The following is a 26956-nucleotide window of genomic DNA, read 5'->3' as shown; positions in this document are numbered from 1 at the left end:
AGGATGATATGCGCTGCATTAACCATTGTGGCGTCCACTGCGCCAACTTACTACTGATGTTACTCAGCGCCAATGCGCAAGCAAGCAATCAGCGTATTGAGCCCGCTTTATCCATGATTGAATTTCAATCATTTGATGGGCCGATTAAGGCGCATTCGCATCAGCTGGTAATGATACAACAAAGCGCGCCCCTTTCTCGTGCAGAGCAACAAAACACCACGCTTCTAAGTGCGAGGCAAGCAAGCACTGCGCGGCGCAATTTAACGCGCAGCGTCCCTGCACTAAAAAACACAGTTCGACAACGCTCAATGTTAGGCACATGGACACGCACCTTTTCCCGCAAACAGCAATTATTGTCAATAAATAGGGATAACACCTACTGGCTTATCACTTGGCATTGTCGTGTTCAATTGACCTGCCAACAGCCCCCTTGGCCACTGAATCATATTGACTATGCCCATGTTGAGCTTGGCTCGTATCAGCTAAATCAACATACATTACTGCTATGGCCAGCTTTTAGCGCGCCCCGCTTTCGTTATCAAATGAAGCGTCAATTCACTTTTGTATATCATCATGAAAGCGCTCCCCCGTTAACCACACATACCCGCAGCGATGACACGGTTGCGCCAGATATACCGGTTTGGTATCTCGCTGATGTTATTGAGCAGCCTTGGCCTGTTCGCGGCGATGATGACATCGCGGTTTCGTTTGCTCATCCACGCCAACAACGCCTTATCATAACGGTTAATTTTGCCCGTAATCATGCTCGATTCAATAGTAATGCTCGTCGTCCCCAATAACCCCAAGCAATAGAGGTCATAAAACAACAACAGCCACCAGCCAAGTGACAGAAAAAACAACAACAATGTGCCAATGCGACGCTTTTATTGGATGGCAGAAAAAGTAAAACGAGTTTTGTTACAATTTCTCTTTACAAAAACCTAGCCATATTTACGCTAATTTTTAGTTACTTAGTTCAAGAAAATTCGCTTTATTCATTAAATATGTCTTTTGAGCTCATTTACCGCTACTAGGGAATATAAAAAGCCGTTATATTGGCATGACATCCTGATATTAAAAGGAAAAATCATGGGCCAAGAAACATCAAAAATTCTCGTAGTTGACGACGATATGCGTCTGCGTTCTTTACTCGAACGCTATCTTGTTGAGCAAGGGTATCAAGTGCGCAGCGCAGCCAATGCTGAACAAATGGATCGTTTACTTGAAAGAGAGAATTTTCACTTATTGGTACTCGATTTAATGCTTCCTGGTGAAGATGGTCTATCGATTTGTAAGCGTTTACGCCAACAAGAAAACCTAATCCCAATTGTCATGCTCACCGCTAAAGGTGATGAAGTAGATCGCATTATTGGCCTTGAGTTAGGCGCTGATGACTATTTACCAAAACCGTTTAACCCACGTGAATTACTGGCCCGCATTAAAGCGGTTATGCGTCGCCAAATATTAGAAGCACCAGGCGCGCCAGCACAACAAGAAGAAACCGTTCAATTTGGCCAATTTTCACTTAATTTAGCCACCCGTGAAATGTTCAATGGTGAAGAAAATATCTCCCTTACCAGTGGTGAATTTGCTGTATTAAAAGTGTTGGTATCACATCCTCGTGAACCATTATCGCGTGATAAATTAATGAACCTTGCCCGAGGTAGAGACTACTCTGCGCTTGAACGCTCAATTGACGTACAAGTGTCACGCTTACGCCGCTTAATTGAAGTCGATGCCGCCAACCCACGTTATATTCAAACCGTATGGGGATTAGGCTACGTCTTTGTGCCAGACGGCTCAGCAAGATAATCACCTTCGCCAATGAAATTAAAACTAAAATGGTGGCAGCGGTTTTTACCCCGCAGTGCATTTAGCCAAACCGTGTTACTCATCGGCAGCCTGTTACTGATCAATCAATTAGTGTCTTATTGGTCGGTTGCAGTCTATTTCATCAAACCTTCCTATGAGCAAATAAACCAACTTATTGCCCGTCAAATCAACCTCTTATTTATAGATGGTGTTGAAATTGATCGTGAAAATTTGACTATGGTTGACGCCCTTAATGCCAAAGTGCGCGACGATGAGATGACCATCTACAATCAACAACAGGCACAAGCGAACGGAGTAGATGACGCCACTTACTATGGTTTTTTATCTGACCAAATGTCGGTGTACCTTCGTGGCCCAGCCGAAGTTCGTTTCTCCCAAGGCGAAAAACTCAATGTGTGGATTAAACCGCCACAAGCACCGTCGGTATGGATAAAAGTGCCGTTAACGGGCATGAACGAGTCAGACCTTTCACCACTTACCCTGTATTTGTTAGTCATTGGCGCATTGAGTGTGGCTGGCGGCTGGCTATTTGCGGGTAAACAAAATCGGCCCTTAAAGCGCTTACAAAAAGCCGCTATGACAGTGTCATTAGGTAACTTCCCTAAGCCAATGCCGCTAAATGGCTCTACAGAAATCGTTGAAGTAACCCATGCCTTCAACCAAATGTCACAAAGCATGCAGCAGCTTGAACAAGACCGTTCATTATTAATGGCGGGCATTTCTCACGACCTGCGCACCCCGTTAACGCGGATCCGTTTAGCCACTGAAATGATGGGTGAACAAGAGAGTTATTTAAAAGACGGCATTGTGGCTGACATTGAAGATATGGACGACATCATCAATCAGTTCATTGCTTATATTCGTAACGACCAAGAACACAACAAAACTCCTGATCAGATTAATCGCCTTATTCAAGAGATAGCCCAACAAGAAGCCCATCGCACAATTCAAATAGAGCTTGATTTACAAGCTATTCCTGAGATTGAGATGCACTGCGTCGGGATAAAACGTGTATTAAGTAACTTAATTGAAAATGCGTATCGCTATGGTAACGGCTGGGCAAAAATCAGCTCATTTCAAAGCCATAATTATGTGGGATTTACGGTTGAAGACGATGGCGAAGGCATTGAAGAATCGATGGTTGAACAGTTATTTTTACCCTTTACCCAAGGTGACAAAGCCCGAGGTAGCATTGGCTCAGGTTTAGGCTTGGCCATTATCAAACGGATTGTCGACCGACATCATGGCAAAGTCTTTCTAACCAATCGTGAAAATGGTGGTTTACAAGCCAAAGTGTTGCTCCCAAAGCGCGCTCGTGCTGCATAACTGGGTATCTAAGCATAATAAATATTAATGCCTAGCGCATACCTAGGACGAAAGGATGCACTGGCAGTGTGTCACCCGCGCAAACTGCGCGCTTATAAGCCCCAATCGTTTCCAGTGACGTTTATAACGATACGCGATAAACGAACCCTAACGGCCAATAAAAAACACGCACCATATTGGCGCGTGTTTTTTTATCGCTAATTTATAAGCCTTTTTTCCGTCGGCGGCTTTCGCCTTGCACCGAACGATACATTTTACTCATGGTTTTATCTTGGGCGCGCCTTTGCGCCAATGAAGCGGTATTTAACGCTTGTTCACGTCCCAGTTTTAAATAATTATTAAAACGGCGATGATCAAGCTCACCACGATTGAGAGCCTGTTCAATGGCACAGCCCGGCTCACCATGATGCGAACAATCCCCAAAGCGGCAGCATTGTGCTAACGCTTCAATATCGGCAAACGTCGCTGACAATCCAGATTCTACATCAGTAAGTTGCAACTCCCGCATACCAGGGGTATCCATCAATAAACCGCCGTTATCCATCACATGTAATGATCTGGCGGTGGTAGTATGTCGTCCTTTGCTGTCATCTTCACGAATACCACCGGTATTGAGTAACGGTTGATTTTGCAACGTGTTTAATAGCGTTGACTTACCCACACCAGACGAGCCCATTACCGCTAATGTTTTACCTACCTGACACCAGCATTGAAGCTGCGAAACACAGTCGTTATCGAGTGCATTAATGCTCACCACGTTTAATAGTGGGTCCAGCTGCTGTACCTCAGCTTGTAAGCTCAACGGATCATCACATAAATCAGCTTTAGTGAGTACCACCACTGCCTGCGCCCCCGTTTCATTCACCAAGGTTAAGTAGCGCTCTAATCGGCTTAATTTAAAGTCTTGGTTCAACGACATGACAATAAACACGGTGTCGAGATTAGCCGCAATTAATTGCAGATCCAATTTTGAACCTGACGCTTTGCGGCCAAATTCAGTAAAACGTTCAAGCAAGCGTACAAATCGATGTTGAGAATCAATAAGCAGCCAATCACCGACACATATATTGGGCATATTGGCATTAATTGACAGGATTAATTCACCCGAGTCAGACAACAAATGTAGTTGATTACGATGTTGAGTGACCACCCGCGCTAAAGTGCCAGATTCCCACTCTGCAAGTGTTAATTGTTGTTGAAAAAAAGGACGCCAGCCGAGCTCGGTGAGAGAATATGTTTTTGACATTGTAGATCTACCCCTACGTTGCTAGCAGATTGCTAAAGCATACGCATAAAAAAATAAAGCATGGGGCAAATGAAGTGCCCCGGTAATAAACCGGGTATTGCAGTATTAAGCGTTTTGCGCTCCAGCAACACCGGTTAGCATCATTACAATCATCTTCAATCCTCTAAATCGGTGGTAAGAATACGAACTGTAACAGCAGAAAAAATAAAGTACGAGCGCAAGTCGCCCACAATGCGATCAAGGCGACATCGTGCGGCTAAACCACACAGGTAACCTTAATAGGGTTTATGGTTTTTCTAGCCAGTATTGTATTTGCGCTTCATATTGCGCTAGGTGTTTTACGTTAAACCCCACATGTTGCGCCACCAGCTCACCTTGACGATTAAAGATAAAACTACTGGGCATACCTTGTAATTTAAAGGCTCGGGCAATGTCGCTTTCAGGGTCATAACGAATAGGAAATGTCACAGGGATTTTCTGTAAGAAGGCATCGGCAAGTTCAGTTTCAACATCCAGGTTAATGGCGACAACGGTGAAGTCTTGATGTTGATATTTAAGTTGCATTTTTTGCATCCACGGAAATGCTTTTTGACACGGACCACACCACGATGACCAAAAATCAACATAGACCACTTTGCCTTTAAAGTCGCTTAAACTCTGCTGCCCACCAGCATAGTCCCATGTGTAGTCAAGCGAAGGGCCATTTTCCGCCGCTGCCGGTGTGATATAAGCCAGAGCTAAACTTAACATCAGCACCGCTGCAGTTGCTCCCTTTTTCAAGGTACGCAAATAAGCTTTGTATAAACAAAAGCCAGTAGTTTTATCCGCACACGTCATTACGCTTTCCTTTACTGCCCAGTCAAATATGTCAATACGCTAACCATTAACGGTTAGCCTACTCGTTTATCAAACTAAGGTACTGTAATAATCTTACCTCAGATAAACAATGCGTTACCGACCTAATTTACGATAAAAAATGCCTGCTGCGGTGCAATACCTTTCGCCTGAGTGCCCTAACTAAAAACTGCAACAACAAATGACACAAACGTGACCAAATGTATCAGTAAAACCATTAAAAATCATAATTTTACAATTTGTCACACAAATAAGCGCTGATTGTGAAGTGATAGTGTTCCTGTTTGTTTTTTGTTGTTTAGAATGATTAAAAATCATCTCGACACAAGCACAATATTTTTAAGCCGTCATTTAGCAGCATTTAATGACAAGTCTGGCCATTCACTTAATAGGATATCCGTATGACGCTGTCAGTAAAAAAACAACAAGGCATAGTATTGTTTTTCTCGCTTATTACTTTAATTCTTATGACCATTATTGGTGTGGCTTTGGCGGTGAATGCCACTCAATCATTACGTATGGCTGGCGCAGGTGCAGAACGTGTGAGTGCAAAATCTACCGCCATTGGCGCACAGCACCAAGTGCTAAATGACACCCAAGGTGATGTCATGGCCAATATTGTCGCGCCCATTCACATTAATAATTCGGCGTTAAATGTCAGCTCGACCATCACACCAATGACCAATAACGACGTTAACTGCCAACGCAGCAGTAAAGCTTACTCAGCCGCCAGCGTCAGCTGTCGGCGCGCAGAAGTGGAAAGCACCATTACATTTGGCCGCAGCGACTATGGCCGCTTAACGGTGGTATCAGGTGTTGAACAGGAAGTATTTACAGGAAGTTAATCATGATAAAACGCCTTTTAATGAGCACAATTGGCTTTTTTAGCGTGGGCTATAGTGCATTCAATATGGCTGATGACACTGAGCTATACGTTACCGAGTCGAGCATTAGAACCAATGAGCGTCCACAAGTGCTTATTATTTTTGATACTTCAGGCAGTATGGAATACGTCGGTACTATCGGTAATAATAATTTTCGCAAAGTGGTATTTGAATCTGATGAGCTGTACTCACAAGATAGCGAAAGCTTAAACGACTCCAGTGTGCTGTATTACAGTAATGACATTGAAGTGGTGCCCGACATCAACAGCTCACAAACCATTGAACATCGTTATAACGGTTGTGCCCAATCTGCCGACTATTTAACACGTTATGGCATGTTTACCGGCTATATACGCCATTACGACCATGACAAACGTGATTGGGTCGAAATGCCAATTAACGACGGCCAAGCGATTGATACCATTGACTGCTTTGAAGATATCTCTGAACAAGACCAAGGCAATGCACGCGGGCAACAACAAGACCTCCAGTACCCTGATGGTTTTCCCGTCGACGGTTATGACAGCCCTTATCTCAGCCCAGGCTCAAAACAAAGCGACATTGACGATGCCATTTCTAAAGCCAAAAACACTGACTTTGGTTTAGGCAATGCCGTTACCTTGTACACAAAAAAATATGTGCAGTGGTATCACTCTAATAAGAAAACCATTGATTACACTCGGATGGACGTCGCAAGACGAGTGATTGAAGACACGATAATGCACACCCCAGGCGTCGACTTTGGGTTGGCTATTTTCAATAAAGATGATCAAGTAAAAAACAATGGTGGGCGGATCATTCACGCTATTCAACCGTTTACTGACACCAATAAAAAATCATTGTTAGACAAAGTACAAAATTTACATGGGGTGTATCGTAATTACACGCCATTGTGCGACACCTTGTTTGAAGCGTATCGATACTTTAGCGGTGGAGAAGTGCATTTTGGCAATAACCCCGTTGAACCTAAATCACTACCTCGTCCCAATGGCTATGAAGCCGACACGGGTGATATTAACCCATTACGCGATATGGATGCCGAGTCTAATGGTCGTTATATCTCCCCTTTTGTTGGTAAAATATGTCAGTCAAACGCATCGATTGTGTACATTACCGACGGTGAGCCTACTCGGGATAATTATTCTAATAGCTTAATAGAACAGTTAGTTGGCCATGATGTCAGCAACGCTAAAGGTTTACCGACATTAGCCAAATGGATGTATGAAAATGATGTTAATCCCAATGTAGATAACACCCAAAACGTCACCACTTATACCATTGGCTTTAGTAGCGGTGCTGACAATGCCGCTGCACTATTACAAGAAACGGCCAATAATGGTGGCGGTTCTTACTTTCACGCTAACAGCGCAGATGCATTACAAAAAGCCCTGCAAAAAGTCTTTGCCGAAGTAAACAACAAACCAGCCACATTCAGCTCTCCTGCAGTATCGTCAGGAAGAATGGATACTGACGATTCGGCTTATCAATCAATGTTCTTGCCATCAAAAGGGCCGCGTTGGTCTGGGAATATTAAAAAGTTAACCGTCAGTGATAATGGCGAACTACTTGATGCCAGTGGCCGTGCCGCCATTGATGAAAGTGGTTTATTAAAAGCCTCAGCTTGTAGTTTATGGACAACAAACTGCACCTCAATGACAGGCGGGGGGGATGGTAGTAATGTTCAACTTGGCGGCGTAGCACAGCATTTACAAAGTAACCAAGCCAGACACTTGCTCAGTAATTTAGGCGTCAATGGCGGCTTACAAACTTTAACCAAAAATAATGCCCAGTATGCTTTAGGAGGCGAAGAACAGCTGGCGCAATTAATGGGGGCGAATACCGACCAACTCAACGATCTCTTTAGCTGGATACAAGGTTATGACGTTAATGACGACAACGACAATAATGTCACAAACGAGTTGCGCCAAGACATCATGGGCGACCCGCTGCATTCATCGCCGCTAGTGATCAATTATGGCACTCAAGCCAATCCCAATATAAAAATATTTGTGGGCACCAACCATGGCTTTATGCACATGTTTACCGACCGAGGAAGCAGCGTAGCTGAGTCATGGGCGTTTATGCCTCAATCATTACTCGCCAATGTTAAAGAGCTAACCGACAACCAACAAAGCGGCGTGCATTCAGTTTATGGCATCGACAGCTCACCAGTGGCGCACATCAAGCGCAGCGCAACAGGTGCGGTTGAAAGAGCGTGGTTATTCTTTGGTATGCGCCGAGGTGGCAACGCCTATTACGCGCTCGATATCACCAATCCTGATGTGCCTGTCTTTAAGTGGCGCATTTCAGCAGCAAGCCCTCACTATAGCGAAATGGGCCAAACATGGTCTGAACCGGTTATCACCTATATCCCGGGATATCCAGCCAATAACACCTCAATAGATAACGCCAAACCGGTGATGATTGTCGGCGCAGGTTACTCTCCTGCGACCAAAGACAGCGGAGCGATTGGCATTGATGATACCTTGGGAAAAGGGGTGTATATCATTGACGCAGACACTGGGGAATTAGTACATCATTTTGGACGCGATAGCGGTACAGGCAAAACGCCATTAACAGGAATAACCGACAGCATCCCAAATAAAGTGGCCATATTAGACAGCGACAGTGATGGGTTAACAGACCGCATTTACGCCACAGATACCGGTGCTAATATATGGAGAATGGATTTACCTAGCGCCCAACCCAATGGCAAAGACGCCCCATGGACAGGTTACAAGCTCGCAAGCTTAGGCGGGCAAAGTCAATTTAACGACCGCCGCTTTTTTAATGCGCCCGAAATAGCGCAAACCATGATCTCTAATTTGCACAGCATTACCGACAACAACCAAACTTACTATAGCTATCACAACGTACCTTACGATGCCGTCGTCGTTGGCAGCGGTCATCGTCCTCATCCTTTGGATAAAATTCGCCAAGATAAATTCTTTGTTGTGCAAGACCGTAATGTCGTGACCCGCTCTTTTAATGGCAGTCTACATGCCGTACCTAAGACCTTAGAAATGGACGACTTATACAACGTCACTAGCGCCCCACCGACAAGCCAAAATGATGAAATACTGTTTGCGACTAAACGCGGTTGGTATTTCGACTTACCTAAAGTCGGCGAAAAAAGCCTATCATCGGCACTCATTGCCAAAGGCAGAGTATTTTTTACTTCCTACGTTCCAGGTGACTTAACCGATGCTGAGCAATGTTTTACTACCGGCGTTGGCCTTCTGTATGGGTTTGATTTACATCGGGGCACGCGATCTTATAAAGAGCTGTCATATGAAACGGGCGAAGGAATACCTAATAGCCCCACGATTGTGGTACCCAAAAATGGCGACAATATGTACATCATTGGTATTGGAATAGCTGGTGACAAGCTTGAAAAAGACGGCGACTTTGATGATGGCTGTGCTGATGGAGATGAGCGCTGTATTGGCGGCGGCCTGCAGATGAATCGAATTTACTTTCACCACCCGAATTAACTATATCAGTAGATGTAAACGCCACAGAGCGCCAAACTAAAACAGGAACGAGAGTTAAGATGGCAATGACACTCACACCTCAATCAGAGCCTAAATGACGCTATTGACCACCGCACTAACGTCATCTAAGCATGACGAGGTGTCATGAAAAACGGCTGATTATTCAAGCCGAAGTGCGTCGCTTGATTGCCAATAAATTATGTTAACAATCAAGCGATAACGTCAAATAACAGTAAGACAATTTCTATCAGAGTTTATATCGGCGTGACACTATTTCATTAGCCCAAGCGCAGCACTTGGTTAACCATCTTTTTCCATCAATCTCATTCGGTGTCCCAATACACCACCAGCCAGCACCAAATTTAATCTTGAGCTATAATTGACTCTAGTCAGTCTCAAAATTGAGCGATGGCATTAATACATCACGTGGCGGCTAATTGCACAAAGTCAGTCTCAAACGGCGGCTTTAATACACTGCCAACACGTTAAAAAAACAGCGTTATTCAAACAACAATGCAACGATTTACCATACACTTTGTATCCAAACTGTTACGAAATGGGTAAATTCCTGTCTAGGGATAATAAATAAGTACCCATTAAGTCATTGTCATATTCATGTTTTTAATTTCTTGGTTAAAATAGTTCCACCTCCACAAAACCTCAACTCAATGACTGACGTTTTGTCGAGAACCTTTCTAGGGCAACAGAGTTGCTGATGTTTAATTTAACGAGATAGGATACTAATATGAAGCACTCTTTCAAGAAGCAACAAGGTATTGTTCTCTTTTTCTCACTCATCATTTTACTACTCTTAACCATTATCGGTGTCGCACTTGCTGTCAACGCAAATCAGTCAATCAGAATGGCTGGAGCAGGCTCTGAACAAGTTGCCGCCAGAGAAATGGCCGTTGGCGCTCAAGAACAAGCTCTTCATGATACTCAAGGGGCCACCATGGCAAATATTGACGCCCCAATTACCATTAATAATCCCAAACTCCATGTTAGTTCAACCATTAAACCATTAACCAAAAACGACGTTAGCTGTCAACGTACTAGCCAAGCTTTTGCAGTAAATACAATAAGTTGTAGACGCTCAGAAATCGAAAGTGCCGCCAAGTATGGGCGCGGTGGTCATGGCAAATTAGTTATTGATACTGGTGTGGAGCAAGAAGTCTTTACAGGAAGTTAGTCATGATCAAACGCTTTTTCACCTGCTTAATCGTATTGTTTAGTGTCTGTTATAGCAGCTTAAATATTGCCGATGACACCGAACTTTACGTTACCGAATCAAGCATTCGTACCAATGACCGTCCGCAAGTACTCATTATTTTCGATACCTCAGGGAGTATGCGCTCAGGCTTTAGAGCAAATCATTTCTATAATCATGGCCAAACTCAAACTCACTATCAAAGCCATAGCAACAGTCATGGACATGCATATGGACATAGTCAACATCAAAGCCAAACACAAAGTCATGAAAGCGTAACAGACAGTACGACATTATATTACAGTGATGATATTGAAAAAGTCCCTAGTTTAAACAGCAAACAAATTGTTCAACAAAAATACAATGGCTGTGCTCAGTCAACATACTATTTAGAACACTACGGTATGTTTACTGGTTATATTCGTCATTACGACAGCACAAGTAAAACCTGGAAAAAACTACCTGAAAATGATGGCAGCAGTATCGACACCATTGACTGCTTTATCGATATATCAGAACACGACCAAGGTAATGCATCAGGAAGACAAACTAACAAACACTATCCTAACGGCTTCCCTGTCGATGGCCATAGCGAGCCTTATTTAGCTCCAAGCGCAACCAATGGTAGTGTGGACGATATAGTTGTAAAGGCAAAGAAAACAGGATTCGGCCTAGGTAATTCGGTTACGCTTTACACGAGAAAATATATCGAGTGGTATAACTCAAACAGAAGCGCAACCAACTACACGCGTATGGATGTTGCAAAGCAAGTGATCACCGACACCATTCTTAATACTCCAGGTGTTGATTTTGGATTGGCTATTTACAATGCCGACAGCTCCTCAAGATCATACGGTGGACGTATTATTCACGGCATCAGACCTTTTACCGATCAAAATAAAAAAACAATTCTCAGTACCGTTCAACAACTCAAGCCGCTTGGCTCCACACCACTATGTGACACGTTATATGAAGCTTATCGCTATTTTAGCGGTAGCGATGTTTATTATGGTAAAAACCAAAGAGACACTAACCCCAATAGCGACCCTCACGCTTCAGCAAATGGCAAATACCTCTCTCCATTTGTAGGAAAAGTTTGTCAATCTAATGCCTCTATTGTTTATATCACTGATGGTCAGCCCATCAACGACAATCATTCAATTTCACGGATTTCATCGCTTGTTGGCCACAGTATTAGCCGCAGAGAGGGACTACCAGAGTTGGCAAAATGGATGTATGAAAACGATGTAAATCCCAATGTCGATAACTCACAAAACGTCACCACTTACACTATTGGTTATAGTCGCGGTGCAGATAATGCTCGCTCACTGCTTGAAGAAACCGCACGCAAAGGTGGCGGTAGTTACTTCTCTGCCGTCAGTTCTGAAGCCCTGCAAAAAGCCCTGCAAAAAGTGTTTGCAGAAGTCAGTAATAAACCTGCCACATTTAGCTCACCTGCCGTATCAGCAAATCGAGTGAATACCAATGGGGTGGCATACCATTCCGTCTTCTTACCTTCTCGAGGCGCTCGCTGGTCTGGAAATATTAAAAAACTTAAGATTAATGACAAAGGTGAAGTTTTTGATGTTAACAATAAAGCGGCACTGAATATTAATGGGTTATTGAAATCAGGTTCTTGTAGTTTTTGGACTCAAAACTGCTCTTCTATGCCTGCAGGAGGTGATGGCAGCGATGTTCAACTCGGCGGTGTCGCTCAGCATTTACAGCAAAATCACACCCGATACCTATTAAGTAACTTAGGCAGTAATAATGCGTTACAACTCTTAACCAAGGCCAACGCACAAACAGCATTAGGAGATGAAAGAAAATTAGCTCAATTTATGAAAGTGACACCAAGCAGACTCGATGAGCTATTTAAATGGATAAAAGGTTATGACGTCAACGACGATAATAATAATCATAATACCAATGAACTGCGTAAAGACATTATGGGAGACTCTTTACACTCAAAACCGTTAGTCATTAACTATGGTACGGAGAAAACCCCCAATATAAAAATATTCATGGGTACCAACCACGGTTTTATGCATATGTTTTCCGACAATGGTAATTCAGTCTCTGAATCATGGGCATTTATGCCCAAACAATTACTCCCCAATGTAGCTGAACTAACCACGAACCAACAAAGTGGCGTCCACTCAGTTTATGGATTAGACAGTACACCAGTGGCCTATGTAAAACGAAACGCCTCCGGTACCATTGATAAAGCATGGCTATTCTTCGGTATGCGTCGTGGTGGCAATGCATATTACGCGCTTGATATTACTCAGCCTGATCACCCCACTTTAAAATGGAAAGTTTCACCCGCTGATTTAGGCTTTGACAAAATGGGACAAACTTGGTCAGAACCGGTAATTACCTCTATACCCGGCTTTCCTAGAAACAATACTATCGCAGCCAACGCCAAACCGGTCATGATTGTCGGAGCGGGTTATTCACCGGCCACCAAAGACAGTGAATCTGTAGGCATTAACGACACCCTCGGTCGAGGCGTTTATATTATTGACGCCGACACCGGCAAAATGGTGCATAAATTTACAGCTAATCGAGGCCCAAATACCACGCAATTGGCGGGAATAACTGACAGTATCCCCAATAAGGTTGCCATTGTAGACAGTGATAATGACGGCTTAACCGATCGACTTTATGCCACCGATACTGGAGCCAATATATGGCGAATAGACTTACCTAGCGCGCAACCTACCAGTAACACGGCACCTTGGACGGCTTTTAAACTGGCCAGTTTAGGTGGACAAAGTATTTTTAATGACCGTCGTTTCTTTACCGAACCCGTCATTGCCCAAACCATAACTACCAACTTACATACCGTTAATCTACACGGTCAAAGTTACAAAACTTACCAAGATATCCCGTATGACGCAGTGGTCATTGGTAGCGGTCATCGCCCGCATCCACTGGATAAAAACCGCCAAGATAAGTTCTTTGTTATTCAAGACAGAAACGTGGTAACTAAGTCATTTAACGGCAGCATTAACCCAGTACCTGATACCTTAAAAATCGATGATTTGTATAATGTTACTGATAAACCGCCTTCATCAGAAAGTGACGAGATAGCCTTTAGCAACAAACGTGGCTGGTATTACAACTTAACCCACCCAGGCGAAAAAAGTATGTCTGCGCCGTTAATTGCGAAAGGCCGAGTGTTTTTCACCTCTTACATACCTGGGGATTCAACCAACGCAGCCCAATGTTTTACAACTGGCACAGGCCATTTATATAGTTTTGATTTACATCGCGGGGTGCGTTCATACAAAGAATTATCTTATGAAACAGGTAAAGGGATCCCCGATACACCGACAATCGTCGTCCCCCAGAACAGTGACAGCATGTACTTAATTGGTATTGGTCGTGCCGGTGACAAAATGGAAAAGGCGGGTAACGTAAATGACGGCTGCGCCGCAGGCGATGATCGCTGTATTGGCGGCGGATTGCAGATGAACCGAATTTACTTCCAGAGTAACGATTAATCTGTTGCAAGTATAAATGTTCCTCACAAAAAAGCCGAAGTATCACTTCGGCTTTTCATTGCCCTAAAAACATAAGGTACACACCAACTTGCAATGCAATGATGAATTACAACTCAAGCGCTAACACTTTGGATTTACGTTGGAAGTTATATAACTGTTTTTTCTTCTCAGGTAATTTATCCACATCAACCATATTAAACCCATGCTCTAAAAACCAATGAATACTGCGCGTGGTTAACGCAAACAATTGTTGGTAGCCGCGAACACGGGCTTGACCAATAATATTATTCAATAACACACTACCACGATCAGCATCTCGATAATCCGGATGTACGACCAAGCAAGCAAACTCGCCGGCATTATCTTCTGCAAACGGATATAACGCTGCGCAGCCTATCACCAAACTGTCGCGTTCAATTAACATGAACTGCTCAATTTCCATTTCAAGCTGTTCCCGTGAGCGCCTCACAAGCACGCCCTGTTCTTCTAAAGGACGAATAAGGTCAAGCACACCGCCAATATCACTAATCGTCGCTCTACGAAGCTGCTCAGCGCTCTCTGTAACCATTTGTGTGCCAATCCCTTCACGAGAGAAGAGTTCTTGTAGTAATGCACCATCTTCGAGGTAACTCACTAAATGACAGCGTGGAACCCCCTTACGACAAGCATCAATACTGGCTTTAATAAAAGCTAAGGTACTAGGACACGTTTTATTTTGTTGGTTCAACGTTGGCAACATAGCTTGAGCTTGGTTTGGCATTAGCTCTGCAATCACACTACCGGTTTCATCTAACAAACCATTCGCACGGCTAAAACCAATCATTTTGTCAGCTTTTAATTTCACCGCAACTTGAGTAGCAACCTCTTCAGCAGTGAGGTTAAAGCTTTCTCCTGTTACAGACGCGGCAATGGGGCCCATTAATACAATGTCATTGTCATCAAGTTGCCTTTTGATCCCTTGCGTATCAATACGTCTTACCTTACCGGTCAAACAATAGTCAACACCATCATCAACACCCAGTGGCTGAGCAATCACAAAGTTACCACTGACTAAATTGATATGAGAGCCTTGCATTGGAGTATTACCTAAGCTCATTGATAAACGAGCAGTAATATCAAATTGAGCTTCCCCAGCGACTTGTTTAATAATCCGTAAACACTCGTCGTCAGTAATGCGGATACGATTATGATAATTTGGCGTGATACCCGCACGAGCTAAACCTTGGTCAATTTGCGGCCTTGCACCGTAAACCAGCACAATTTTAATCCCTAGAGAATGCAACAATGCCACATCGTTTAAAATGGCACGAGAATGATTGTCGGCAATGGCCTCACCGCCGATCATAATCACAAAGGTTTTCCCTCGATGCGCATTTACATAAGGTGCTGAATGCCGAAAACCATCTACTAACTCCGTTGTTCTCACGTTGCTCCGCCTCTATTTTCACCGCCAAATAGCTTTCCAACCCAACTATAGCGCATATTAATTTAACTACAACGCATAATAATTCATTAACTATAGATTTAAAAGCCTTTTTATATTAAAAAAAATCTGGAACAAAAATGATTAACAAACAAGAAATAACCTAGAATAAATAAGAAAAAACAGATATTTTACTTATTTTGATATGCTCATTAATCGTGAAAAACCATCAAGGTAACCACATTAGTCATATTGAATATTTACCCAATAAACGAATAGCAATAATGGTGATACCTGCCGCTTTATTTTTAGATTAAGGTGATTGCCACCAGCAATAGCTGCACAGCCATAGTGGCTTAAGCTAATCAACAATATTCACCAACGGGGAAACATAACAAGGAAGGCGTATAAACAGTATTGCAGTAAATTTAAGCCAAAAAAAAGCCCCTAAAAAGGGGCTTTTAAAAGAATTAAATCAATTACTTGATTTTAGATTCTTTATAGATAACGTGCTGACGAATAACTGGATCAAATTTTTTGATTTCCATTTTTTCAGGCATGTTACGTTTATTTTTTTCAGTAGTGTAGAAGTGACCAGTATTAGCACTTGATACTAATTTGATCTTCTCACGATTACCTTTAGATTTAGCCATTTTCTATTATACCTTCTCGCCGCGGGCACGAAGTTCTTTAACTACAACTTCAATACCTTTTTTGTCGATAATACGGATACCTTTAGTAGATACACGTAGTTGCACGAAGCGTTTTTCTTCTTCTAACCAAAAACGGTGGTTTTGTAGGTTAGGTAAAAAACGACGACGAGTCGAATTTTTAGCGTGCGAACGGTTGTTACCAACCATAGGCTTCTTGCCAGTAACTTGGCATACTCTTGACATGTCAATCTTCTCCAAAACAAATTTTTAACGCTCGAGCATTAATGTGCCTCGTATGGCCGTCGCCCGAGGCACAAAGAGGGCGCATTTTATACACGATAGCGAGTATAAGATCAAGCAATGTTTTTCAAATCCATCCACGTTCAGCGAAAGAAACTATGTCCTGATCACCTACAACCATATGATCTAATAGAGAAACATCGATAGTTTCCAATGCATTTTTTATTCGCTCAGTTATTCGCCGATCAGCTTCACTGGGCTCTGCAATGCCCGATGGATGGTTGTGACACACAATGACTGCTGCTGCACTTTTTTCAAGCACAAGTGCCACTATATCGCGAGGATATACTGACGCACAGTTGATGGTGCCACGGAATAATTCTACAAATTGTATGACTTGATGTTGGGTATCCAACAATAATAAGGCGAACACTTCATAGGATCGGTCTGCTAATTGTCTCATTAAATAGTCCCGAGTTAAATCAGGATTTGTCAAAACTTGCCCTTTTTGCAAATTTTCTTGCGCAATACGCTTAGCCAGCTCCGCTGTGGCCTGCAATTGAGCAAATTTTACCGGCCCAACACCGGCTAATTTACAAACTTGAGGCTGAGATGCGGCAAATAACTTACGTAATCCACCAAAATGCGCCAACATTTCTCGCGACATATCTACCGCATTATGGCCAACAAGTCCGCTACGCAAAATCACCGCGATAAGTTCAGCATCCGACAACGCCATTGCACCGCGAGTTAATAACTTTTCTCGTGGGCCTTCACCCTGAGGCCATTGTTTAATTGTCATTCCATTGTCCGTATTTGATTAATCCATTAATCGACCAAGATAATTTTATCTGTGATTCGCGCCTTTATTATGGACGAAATTTTTGAGATGCGGATCTGACCTCTAGCAAGCCATTGTGATAAGGTAGGCCGCATTAAAAATGTGGGAAATAAATCATGCTAACTGATAAGAAAGTGTTACTCGGCATTGGCGGTGGTATAGCCGCATATAAAAGCGCAGACCTTATCCGCCGTTTAAAAGAACGAGGGGCTGATGTACGCGTTATTATGACCCAAAGTGCCATGGAATTTATCACGCCTTTAACGCTACAAGCGTTATCAGGCCACCCAGTTGCTAGCGACCTACTCGACCCTGCAGCAGAAGCTGCGATGGGTCATATTGAGCTAGCGCGTTGGGCAGACGTTGTATTAGTTGCCCCTGCAACGGCCAATATCATTGCCCGTGTCAATGCAGGTATGGCCGATGAACTGCTCACCACGACCTGTTTAGCCACTGAAGCACCAATCGTACTATGTCCTGCCATGAATCAAGTGATGTACCAAAACATCGCCACTCAAGAAAACCTTGCTAACTTAGCTCGCAAAGGTCGTACTATTTGGGGGCCAGATTCAGGGTCACAGGCATGCGGTGAAGTCGGCCCTGGACGAATGCTTGAGCCACTTGATATTGCCACACGCCTCGTCACCTTTTTTGGGCCTCAGCCATTAGCAGGCAAAAAAGTGATGATAACCGCCGGCCCCACACGTGAAGCAATTGATCCGGTGCGCTATATCTCAAATCACAGCTCAGGAAAAATGGGCTTTGCCCTTGCTCATGCAGCAAAGCAAATGGGCGCAGAAGTCACCCTAGTTGCAGGGCCCGTTAATCTGCCAACACCAAACATGGTTAGCAGAGTGAATGTTGAGTCAGCCCAGCAAATGCTTGATAAAGTATTAGAACAAGTTCAGCAACAAGATATTTTTATTGCCTGTGCGGCAGTCGCTGATTACCGAGTGAGTACCATTGCTGATGAAAAAATCAAAAAATCGGCAGATGATATCCAACTTGCGCTTAGCAAAAATCCTGATATTGTAGCCACCGTTGCCAGCCTAGATAAACGTCCTTTTACTGTAGGGTTTGCTGCTGAAACCAGCAATGTAGAGCAATATGCTCGTGGCAAATTACACAACAAAAACCTCAATATGATTGCAGCCAACGACGTTTCTGTACAAGGTTTAGGGTTTAATGCCGATAACAATGCATTACAGGTATTTTGGCCACAAGGACAACAATCGTTAGCCGTCACAGATAAATTAACGCTAGCAAGACAACTGCTTACGTTAGTGTCTGAGCAACTCACTTTCAACACAGCACAACAAAAATAATTACCAATATGAAAACGCCTATAGAGCTCAAAATTCTAGATTCACGCATTGGCAGTGAATACCCACTTCCTGCTTACGAGACCAGCGGCAGTGCAGGTATGGACTTACGTGCCATGTTAGACACCAACATCACAATCGCACCGGGCGAAACAGTGCTTATCCCAACGGGTGTCGCTATTCACGTAGCTGACCCTAGCTTAGCTGCGGTGATTTTACCGCGCTCAGGTTTAGGCCATAAACACGGAATTGTATTAGGTAACCTAGTAGGATTAATTGATTCAGATTACCAAGGCCCACTGATGGTGTCTTGCTGGAACCGCAGCGAGCACCCTTTTGAAGTAGAAATAGGCACACGTTTAGCTCAGTTAGTTTTTGTGCCTGTTATACAAGCACAATTTACACTTGTTGATGAGTTTAATCACTCTGATCGTGGTGAAGGTGGGTTTGGCCATTCAGGCACAAAATAACCTTCGAAGTAGTTACCGTTCCAAGGAAAAACTAATGGCGTCTAGCCCTAAAATAAACCGCCGTGAGCACATTTTACAGTGCTTAGCACAAATGTTAGAAACAAGCCCCGGACAACGCATTACCACCGCCAAATTAGCCGCTGAAGTCGGCGTGTCAGAAGCTGCGCTGTATCGTCACTTTCCAAGCAAAGCAAGGATGTTTGAAGGCTTAATTGAATTTATTGAAGATGCATTATTATCACGCCTGAACATCATTATGGATGAAGAAAAAGACACCATGATGCGTTGCCAGCGAGTATTACAATTATTATTGGTCTTTTCTGAACGTAACCCAGGAATTTCTCGGGTATTAAATGGCGATGCCTTATTGGGTGAAAATGAGCGTCTACGTAGTCGAGTAAGTAATATATTCGCTAAAATTGAAACTCAACTTAAACAAATTTTACGCGAAAAAACCTTACGTGAAGGGAAAGGGTTTCACCTTGACGAAGCCATGCTAGCTAACTTATTGCTCGCCATAGCTGAAGGCCGTATCGCGCAATATGTCAGAAGTGAATTCAAACAAAAACCCACCCAACACTTTGATCAGCAATGGCAATTTATAGAGCAACAATTGTTAAGAAGTTAATGGGCTCATTAATAAAAAACGCACTCACATGAGTGCGTTTTTTATTTCTTATCTATTTTATTTCCACTAAGATAGACCCAAAACACAATTAACAAACTGTTAACAAGGACTGTTATGAAATTTCTATTATTGTTACTAAGCTGCCTGCTGGCCTGCTTACATACAGCCAATGCATCATCCCTTACCAATGCACAGCAATTTAGCCGCGGAGCAGAATACTCCAATGTTAAAATCTCTCCTAACGGCGACTACCTCAGCGCATTAACCTCTCACGAAGGCAGAAAAACCCTCGTAATCCTTAATGCGGATACCAAAAAGCTATTACACGCAGTGCGCTTTACAAATAACGCCGAAGTGGGCGAATACGCTTGGGTGAATGAAGAACGTATTGTATTGCAAAAAATGTATAAAAAAGGTTGGTCAGAAGAGCCGTTATATTATGGCGAATTGTTCGCTGTCAATGCTGACGGATCTCGCTCAACTAACTTATTTGGATTCAAAAGTGGCGAACAACAAACCGGATCAAATTTAAAGAAAAACACCCCAATAAAAGCCTCGGCTTTTATTCTCGACCCACTTCCAGATAACGACCGCTACATGCTCGTTAACGCCATCCCTTGGTCTGGGGGAACAAGCCTAGACTACAGCCGTCCTCAACACGTTTATCGCGTTGATATATATAAAGGCATCCGTAAAAAAGTCACAACAGCGCCAATTGGTTACGCACAATTTCTGACGGATAACGAAGGTAAAGTAAAGTTTATCTCCGGTACCTCTAAAGATAATGAACAAAAACTGTTTTATCGCCAAAATAAAAAATGGGTTAATACTGACGAGCTCAATCTGGGATTAGACAACTTTTACCCCATTAGCTTTACTGACAAACCCAATACCATTTTTGCAGCAGGGCGTATTGCTGGTGAAACACTTGGCGTGTATAAGATTGACTTAACTGCAGGTACCAAACAAAAAATCATTCAAGATGAGCAGGTTGACCCTAACCATTTTTGGGTGAACAACCAAACCAAAAAACTCTATGCTGTCGAATACCAAAATGGCTACCCGACATACGCCTTTGTCGACAAAGAAGACACCCACAGTAAATTACTCAAGCAGTTGCTTGCTTCACTTCCAGGTAAACAAGTTCATATTGTGAGTGAAACAACCGCGTCAGATAAATTCATCATTAAAGCCTTTAATGACCGCAACCCAGGTGACTATTATCTGTTTGACTCAAACAAGATGAAATTAGAATACCTTGCATCACAAAAAAGTTGGTTAGATCCTGAGTTAATGGCAGAAATGAAACCAATTTCGTTCACAAGCCGAGACGGCAAAACCATTCATGGATACTTAACCCTACCTAATGGTAAAGATGCCAAACAGCTGCCCTTAATCGTTAACCCTCACGGCGGTCCACACGGCGTGCGTGATTGGTGGGGATTTAACCCGCAAAATCAATTACTGGCACAGCAAGGTTTTGCAGTTTTACAGGTCAACTTTCGAGGCTCTGCAGGTTACGGTAAAGACTTCTTAGAAGCAGGTAAGCAGAAATGGGGCTCAGATATTCAATTTGATATTATTGATGCCACTAAGCATGTTATCGCCCAAGAAAATGTTGATGCCAATAAAGTGTGTATCGTAGGCGGCAGTTTTGGTGGTTATAGCGCTCTACAAAGCGCGATTTTAGAGCCTGATTTATTTAAGTGTGCTATTGGGTTTGCAGGTATTTATGACCTTGAAATGATGTTTGAGGAAGGAGATATCGCTGAACGTAGAGCTGGGATGAAATACTTACAAGAAGTACTCGGTGAAGATAAAGCGACTTTGCATGCTATGTCGCCAACCAAACACGTCAGCAAGCTTAAAGCAAAATTGATGTTAGTACATGGCGAAGATGATGCGCGCGCGCCCATTGAACAGCTTGAAGCGCTAGAAGAAGCGTTAGATAAAATAGACTACCCATATCAAAAGCTGGTGATGAACAATGAAGGACACGGTTTTTATAATGACACTCATCGCGCTAAATATTACCAGCAGATGATCCAGTTTATAAATCAAAGCCTATCAATGTAATTAGTTGCAAAAATCCAAAAACAAAGCCGATACTTGACTAAACAAGTCGGCTTTTTTATGTCAGTAATATTAATTTGACTGAAATCACGTTATTATTCATTTGTAATATGTGAACTACATTTTAAAGTTTGACGTACAATATCAATATAAAACCAATAGCAAATTGGAGATACCTATGGCATTAAGCGAAGCCGCATTAACAGTACAAGCTGCACTGAAAGAGCGCGGTTTAGAAACCCCAATGTTGCCTATTGCTTTATCAGCATCTGAACGTAAAGACCAAATAGAGCATCACATGACACAGATTTTACAACTGTTGTCGTTAGATCTCTCAGATGACAGCCTAATGGATACACCAAAACGCATTGCAAAAATGTATATCGACGAAGTGTTTTCTGGCCTCGATTACGCCAACTTTCCCAAGATTACCGTGATAGAAAATAAAATGGGTGTAGATGAAATGATACGCGTGCAAGATATTAGCCTAACTAGTACTTGTGAACATCATCTAGTCACCATCGACGGCCTCGCAACGGTTGCTTACTTACCTAAAACTAAAATTATTGGGTTATCTAAAATCAACCGTATCGTGCGCTTTTTCGCCCAGCGTCCACAAGTACAAGAGCGATTAACACAACAAGTGTTAGTGGCCTTACAAACCCTGCTTGAAACCAACGATGTTGCAGTAAAAATGGATGCCGTCCATTACTGCGTTAAATCACGCGGCGTAATGGACTCAACCAGTTCAACCACAACCACCGCACTTGGCGGCGTATTTAAAAGCAACCTTGCTACCCGCACCGAGTTTTTACAACAGAGCCGATAACCTTATCGTCTTTAAAACTACAACAAAAAAACGCAGCCAATTGGCTGCGTTTTGCTTTATACGGCAATGAACAATATTAGATACCGTATTGCTCACGGTACGCGCTCACTGAAGCCAGTTCAGTTTCCATGCCCGGCTTTTCAGATAAGTAGCTAATTAAGTCAGCAAGCTTAATGATTGACACAATTTGGCAGCCAAAATCACGCTCAACTTCTTGAATAGCAGATAACTCACCTTTGCCTTTTTCTTGGCGGTCTAGCGCAATCAACACACCTGCTAATTCAGCATTATGTGCATTAATGATTTCCATTGACTCACGAATAGCAGTGCCAGCGGTGATAACGTCATCAACCAACATCACTTTACCTTCAAGGGCGCTACCCACTAAGCTGCCACCTTCACCGTGCGTTTTCGCTTCTTTACGGTTAAAACAGTAAGGCACGTCACGGTCATGATGATCACATAATGCCACTGCGGTGGTCGTCGCAATTGGGATACCTTTATAGGCTGGGCCAAATAACAAATCAAAATCAATATTTGAATCAGTTAACGCAGCAGCGTAAAAGCGGCCTAAACGCGCTAAATCTTTACCGGTATTAAATAAACCAGCATTAAAAAAGTATGGGCTAGTTCGGCCAGACTTTAAAGTAAACTCACCAAAACGTAACACTTGGCGCGCTAGGGCAAATTCAATAAACTCGCGTTGATAAGCTTTCACTTTTATTCCTCAATCAAAAAATGCTTAAAAAAAAGGACCGTTTAACGGCCCCATTTTCGATATTGATTTTAACTTAATGCTGCTTTTTGAACATCGACAATTTCACGAATACTGTTTTTCGCTAATGCGAGTAACTCAAGCAACTCTTCATGGCTGAAAGGTTCGCCCTCTGCAGTACCTTGGATCTCAATAATCTTACCAGTTTCAGTCATCACAACATTCATGTCTGTTTCAGCAGCACTATCTTCAATATATTCAAGATCGCTAATCGCTTCACCATCAAAAATCCCCACACTAACAGCAGCAATAAGGAATTTAAGCGGGTTAGTTTTGATAATGCCCTTACCGCGAGCCCAATTAAGCGCATCAACTAATGCCACACAAGCACCCGTAATAGCTGCAGTACGTGTACCACCGTCAGCTTGAATGACATCACAATCAATCACAACCGTGTTTTCACCCAACGACTTCATATCAACTGCAGCGCGCAGTGAGCGACCAATAAGGCGTTGAATTTCTTGTGTACGGCCCGATTGTTTACCACGAGCCGCTTCACGATCCATACGGCTATGTGTTGAACGCGGCAACATGCCATATTCAGCGGTTACCCAACCTTGGCCCTGACCTTTAAGGAAACGAGGTACACCTTCAGTAAAACTCGCAGTACACAATACTTTGGTGTCACCAAACTCAACTAACACAGAACCTTCAGCATGAGCGGTAAAGTTACGAGTAATGGTAATAGGACGAGTTTGAGCGGGAGTACGATTGCTAGGGCGCATGGCATTTCCTGTTTATGAATAGCAGACAAAATTGAGCGAATATTATAATGGCAGATGAAGTAAGATGCCATGTAAATACAGAGCTTTAATCAATAGCCATTAAACAGCTATAATCAACCACACATTTATTAGACCATACGGGACTCTTCATGATCCAAAGCATGACCGCCTACGCTCGCATTGAGCACAAAGCACAATGGGGCACCGCCTCTTGGGAAATTCGATCTGTTAACCAACGTTTTCTGGAAACTTACCTACGTTTACCAGAACAATTTCGTAGCTTTGAACCCGTATTGCGCGATAGATTAAAAAAACGCCTTAACCGTGGTAAAATTGAAGTCAATCTTCGTTATGACATTGCCGACGACAACAGCAAACAATTACAGTTAAACGAACCACTTGCCAAGCAATTGCTTGAAGCAGCTAACTGGTTAAAAAGCCAAGCAAACCAAGGTGAACTAAACCTCACTGACGTACTAAAATGGCCTGGCGTATTAGCCAGCGCAGAACAAGATATGGATGCCATAGGTGCAGATTTGATGACCGCTTTTGACAGCGCAGTCGATCAATTCATTGAAGCACGTGGACGAGAAGGCAATGCAATAGAAACTATGCTTACTAGCAGACTTGACGGCATTATGGAGCAAGTCACCGTGGTTCGTGAACACATGCCAACGGTAATGCAATATCAGCGCGACAAGCTGACAAATCGCTTAGCAGAAATCAAAGGCGACCTTGACCCTGCTCGTATCGAGCAAGAAATGGTTTTACTGGCACAAAAACAAGATGTCGCTGAAGAAATGGATCGCTTAGAAGCACATGTTGTAGAAACTCACCGCATTCTAAAAAAAGGTGGCGCACAGGGCCGTAGACTCGACTTTATGATGCAAGAGTTTAACCGCGAATCAAACACCTTAGCATCTAAGTCAATTAGTTCTGAAATCACTGCGGCTGCAGTTGAAATGAAAGTATTAATTGAGCAAATGCGCGAGCAGATCCAAAACGTTGAATAATATCCAATAGAGTCCAAACAAAACCTTTCAGCACTGATTTTAAAAGACTTAATTAAATCTCAGTCCAAAAAGGTCCATTAACACCCACCACTTTCCAACGCTAAATGGTGGGTGATTTGGTGACTAAGAGGCTGATGGGAAAGTTAACCGCTAAAGGAGTTGCAGCAAAAACTAAAAGTGAACCTGGCCGATTCGCTGATGGTGAAGGTTTATATTTTGTCGTGCCTAAGTCCGGCAAACCATTTTGGATGCTGCGCTACACCGCCAGCAAAAAACGCAAAGAGATGACACTGGCTAAATACAGTGATCTTTCGTTAGCAGATGCTCGCGCAGAAGCCGCAATTAAAATGAAGCAATTTCGTGATGGTTTAGATCCTCTCGTTGCCAAGAAACGCGCCGAACAAGCCGAAATTAAAACCGTTGATGATCTCTTTGCTGATTGGCATTTAGGTAATATAAAAAGACTCAAACATCACGAAATCCCCGAACGTATCTACCGTAAAGACATTGCCCCACATATAGGTAGTTTCAACGTCGATAGCGTCACCGCCAGAGACATAAGAGCAGTATTACAAGCCATTGCAGCCACTAACCGCCCAGCAATAGCTAACGACGCTCTGATGTACAGCAAGCAAATTTTCAATCACGGCATAAAACTGGATCTGCTTAGCGCAAATCCAGCGAGTGCATTTTCTGTTTCTGATGCTGGTGGTGTTGAAAAGAGCAAAGACAGAGCCTTAACCATCGAAGAGCTCACTCATTTTTTTAAAACCGCACGTGACAATAGCGACAGCTTTAGCCGAGAAAACTATCTTGCTTGTGCATTACTGGTGACATTGGGTATTAGGAAGTCTGAACTGGCAGAAGCGCCATGGAAGTTTAACCCTCCTTTAAAATCAGAATGTTTTAAATAGAGTTTTCCATTTACACTAAACAAAATGGAGAATCACATGAAAAAAACACGTTTTACTGAAAGCCAAATTATCAACATCCTCAAAGAAGGTGAGTCTGGCGCACTGTCAGTGCCAGAGTTATGCCGCAAACATAATGTGGGGCAAAGTACCTATTACAAATGGAAATCTAAATATGATGGTATGCAAGCCTCTGATTTAACCCGTATGCGTGAATTAGAAGCCGAGAACGGCAAACTTAAAAAAATGTTTGCTGATGTCAGCTTACAAAACATAGCTCTTAAAGATATTGTTGAAAAAAAGCTATAAAGCCAGCAGAGCGAAAGGTCTTAGCCCACTATGCCATACATGAGTTTGGCCTAGGTGTTGTGTTGGCTTGTGATGCGTTAAGTATCTGTCGTTGCACATTTTATTATCAAATTAAACGTATCGATGATAGTGACATCATTGATGCGGTATCAGATATAGCAGAGAAGCATAAGGCTTATGGTTTTCGCAAAATATTTAAACGACTACGGCTTCTAGGGCATAAATGTAATCATAAACGTGTGTATCGTATTTATTGTGGTTTGAAGCTTAACTTACGCCGAAAAGGCAAAAAACGCTTACCTTCACGTGAGCCTGAGCAGCTATCTGTTCCTGCAAAGGCAAATGAATGCTGGTCGATGGATTTCGTGAGCGACAACTTGTCTTCAGGCA

24 protein-coding genes are annotated in these 26956 nt (G+C 42.9%); 16 read left to right on the top strand and 8 right to left on the bottom strand.

Features of this window, described 5'->3' with window-relative positions:
- Nucleotides 1-8: 8 nt before the first annotated feature.
- The 3 genes from G3R48_RS16365 (at nucleotide 9) to envZ (ending at nucleotide 3159) form a co-directional block, all read left to right on the top strand.
- A complete protein-coding gene (locus tag G3R48_RS16365) occupies nucleotides 9-800 on the top strand; it encodes a hypothetical protein (RefSeq protein WP_153666190.1) in 792 nt (263 codons plus the stop codon).
- Nucleotides 801-1089: 289 nt separating this feature from the next.
- Nucleotides 1090-1812, top strand: a complete 723-nt coding sequence (gene ompR, locus G3R48_RS16360) for an osmolarity response regulator transcription factor OmpR (RefSeq protein ID WP_153666191.1) — start codon at nucleotides 1090-1092, stop codon at nucleotides 1810-1812.
- A 12-nt stretch (nucleotides 1813-1824) separates the two neighbouring features.
- Nucleotides 1825-3159 (top strand): two-component system sensor histidine kinase EnvZ, encoded by a 1335-nt coding sequence (gene envZ / locus G3R48_RS16355; protein WP_153666192.1) that lies wholly within the window; start codon nucleotides 1825-1827, stop codon nucleotides 3157-3159.
- Nucleotides 3160-3361: 202 nt separating this feature from the next.
- On the opposite strand, the gene rsgA is transcribed toward envZ, so the two are convergent.
- Complete coding sequence (gene rsgA / locus G3R48_RS16350; protein WP_153666193.1) at nucleotides 3362-4405, bottom strand: ribosome small subunit-dependent GTPase A; 1044 nt, start codon at nucleotides 4403-4405, stop codon at nucleotides 3362-3364.
- A gap of 285 nt (nucleotides 4406-4690) precedes the next feature.
- Nucleotides 4691-5242: a TlpA disulfide reductase family protein gene (locus tag G3R48_RS16345; protein ID WP_228497517.1), complete on the bottom strand. Its 552-nt coding sequence runs from the start codon at nucleotides 5240-5242 to the stop codon at nucleotides 4691-4693.
- A 419-nt stretch (nucleotides 5243-5661) separates the two neighbouring features.
- Here G3R48_RS16345 and G3R48_RS16340 point away from each other — a divergent pair, with 419 nt between their 5' ends.
- The 4 genes from G3R48_RS16340 to G3R48_RS16325 all read left to right on the top strand — a co-directional run bounded on the left by G3R48_RS16340 (nucleotide 5662) and on the right by G3R48_RS16325 (nucleotide 14354).
- Nucleotides 5662-6105 (top strand): pilus assembly PilX family protein, encoded by a 444-nt coding sequence (locus G3R48_RS16340; RefSeq protein WP_153666194.1) that lies wholly within the window; start codon nucleotides 5662-5664, stop codon nucleotides 6103-6105.
- Between the two features lie 2 nt (nucleotides 6106-6107).
- Nucleotides 6108-9638: a pilus assembly protein gene (locus tag G3R48_RS16335; protein WP_153666195.1), complete on the top strand. Its 3531-nt coding sequence runs from the start codon at nucleotides 6108-6110 to the stop codon at nucleotides 9636-9638.
- A 745-nt stretch (nucleotides 9639-10383) separates the two neighbouring features.
- Complete coding sequence (locus tag G3R48_RS16330; RefSeq protein WP_153666196.1) at nucleotides 10384-10827, top strand: pilus assembly protein PilX; 444 nt, start codon at nucleotides 10384-10386, stop codon at nucleotides 10825-10827.
- Between the two features lie 2 nt (nucleotides 10828-10829).
- Nucleotides 10830-14354: a pilus assembly protein gene (locus tag G3R48_RS16325; RefSeq protein ID WP_153666197.1), complete on the top strand. Its 3525-nt coding sequence runs from the start codon at nucleotides 10830-10832 to the stop codon at nucleotides 14352-14354.
- A gap of 106 nt (nucleotides 14355-14460) precedes the next feature.
- Here G3R48_RS16325 and argA read toward each other — a convergent pair whose 3' ends face one another.
- The 4 genes from argA to radC all read right to left on the bottom strand — a co-directional run bounded on the left by argA (nucleotide 14461) and on the right by radC (nucleotide 17472).
- The gene (gene argA / locus G3R48_RS16320) at nucleotides 14461-15780 is read right to left on the bottom strand and encodes an amino-acid N-acetyltransferase (RefSeq protein ID WP_212593404.1); all 1320 of its coding nucleotides are present in this window, start codon (nucleotides 15778-15780) and stop codon (nucleotides 14461-14463) included.
- 476 nt (nucleotides 15781-16256) lie between these two features.
- The gene (rpmG, locus tag G3R48_RS16315) at nucleotides 16257-16430 is read right to left on the bottom strand and encodes a 50S ribosomal protein L33 (RefSeq protein WP_153666198.1); all 174 of its coding nucleotides are present in this window, start codon (nucleotides 16428-16430) and stop codon (nucleotides 16257-16259) included.
- Nucleotides 16431-16436: 6 nt separating this feature from the next.
- Entirely contained in the window at nucleotides 16437-16673 is a 237-nt protein-coding gene (gene rpmB, locus G3R48_RS16310; RefSeq protein WP_055025225.1) for a 50S ribosomal protein L28, read from the bottom strand.
- Between the two features lie 124 nt (nucleotides 16674-16797).
- Nucleotides 16798-17472, bottom strand: a complete 675-nt coding sequence (gene radC / locus G3R48_RS16305; RefSeq protein WP_153666199.1) for a RadC family protein — start codon at nucleotides 17470-17472, stop codon at nucleotides 16798-16800.
- A gap of 155 nt (nucleotides 17473-17627) precedes the next feature.
- Between radC and coaBC the strand changes: the two genes are divergently transcribed.
- The 5 genes from coaBC (at nucleotide 17628) to folE (ending at nucleotide 22833) form a co-directional block, all read left to right on the top strand.
- Entirely contained in the window at nucleotides 17628-18836 is a 1209-nt protein-coding gene (coaBC, locus tag G3R48_RS16300) for a bifunctional phosphopantothenoylcysteine decarboxylase/phosphopantothenate--cysteine ligase CoaBC (RefSeq protein ID WP_153666200.1), read from the top strand.
- A gap of 8 nt (nucleotides 18837-18844) precedes the next feature.
- Nucleotides 18845-19303 (top strand): dUTP diphosphatase, encoded by a 459-nt coding sequence (gene dut / locus G3R48_RS16295; RefSeq protein ID WP_153666201.1) that lies wholly within the window; start codon nucleotides 18845-18847, stop codon nucleotides 19301-19303.
- A gap of 34 nt (nucleotides 19304-19337) precedes the next feature.
- Nucleotides 19338-19931 (top strand): nucleoid occlusion factor SlmA, encoded by a 594-nt coding sequence (gene slmA, locus G3R48_RS16290; RefSeq protein ID WP_153666202.1) that lies wholly within the window; start codon nucleotides 19338-19340, stop codon nucleotides 19929-19931.
- Nucleotides 19932-20045: 114 nt separating this feature from the next.
- Nucleotides 20046-22007 (top strand): alpha/beta hydrolase family protein, encoded by a 1962-nt coding sequence (locus G3R48_RS16285; protein ID WP_153666203.1) that lies wholly within the window; start codon nucleotides 20046-20048, stop codon nucleotides 22005-22007.
- Nucleotides 22008-22182: 175 nt separating this feature from the next.
- Complete coding sequence (folE, locus tag G3R48_RS16280) at nucleotides 22183-22833, top strand: GTP cyclohydrolase I FolE (protein WP_153666204.1); 651 nt, start codon at nucleotides 22183-22185, stop codon at nucleotides 22831-22833.
- Between the two features lie 76 nt (nucleotides 22834-22909).
- On the opposite strand, the gene pyrE is transcribed toward folE, so the two are convergent.
- Both pyrE and rph read right to left on the bottom strand, forming a co-directional pair.
- Entirely contained in the window at nucleotides 22910-23551 is a 642-nt protein-coding gene (gene pyrE / locus G3R48_RS16275) for an orotate phosphoribosyltransferase (protein WP_212593403.1), read from the bottom strand.
- A 68-nt stretch (nucleotides 23552-23619) separates the two neighbouring features.
- Nucleotides 23620-24333, bottom strand: a complete 714-nt coding sequence (gene rph, locus G3R48_RS16270; RefSeq protein ID WP_153666205.1) for a ribonuclease PH — start codon at nucleotides 24331-24333, stop codon at nucleotides 23620-23622.
- 149 nt (nucleotides 24334-24482) lie between these two features.
- On the opposite strand from rph, the gene G3R48_RS16265 reads away from it, so the two are divergent.
- The 4 genes from G3R48_RS16265 to G3R48_RS17440 all read left to right on the top strand — a co-directional run.
- Nucleotides 24483-25346: a YicC/YloC family endoribonuclease gene (locus G3R48_RS16265; RefSeq protein WP_153666206.1), complete on the top strand. Its 864-nt coding sequence runs from the start codon at nucleotides 24483-24485 to the stop codon at nucleotides 25344-25346.
- 134 nt (nucleotides 25347-25480) lie between these two features.
- Nucleotides 25481-26260 (top strand): tyrosine-type recombinase/integrase, encoded by a 780-nt coding sequence (locus G3R48_RS16260; protein ID WP_228497518.1) that lies wholly within the window; start codon nucleotides 25481-25483, stop codon nucleotides 26258-26260.
- 36 nt (nucleotides 26261-26296) lie between these two features.
- Entirely contained in the window at nucleotides 26297-26566 is a 270-nt protein-coding gene (locus G3R48_RS16255) for a transposase (protein ID WP_212593402.1), read from the top strand.
- A 59-nt stretch (nucleotides 26567-26625) separates the two neighbouring features.
- Nucleotides 26626-26956, top strand: a 331-nt coding sequence (locus tag G3R48_RS17440) for an IS3 family transposase (RefSeq protein ID WP_425516759.1), incomplete at its 3' end; no start/stop codon positions are given.

Origin of the sequence: Shewanella intestini (genome assembly GCF_018221465.1) — a bacterium.
Taxonomy (GTDB): domain Bacteria; phylum Pseudomonadota; class Gammaproteobacteria; order Enterobacterales; family Shewanellaceae; genus Shewanella; species Shewanella intestini.
The sequence above is the reverse complement of the archived record's forward strand: the minus strand, read 5'-3'. Positions and strand labels throughout refer to the sequence as shown.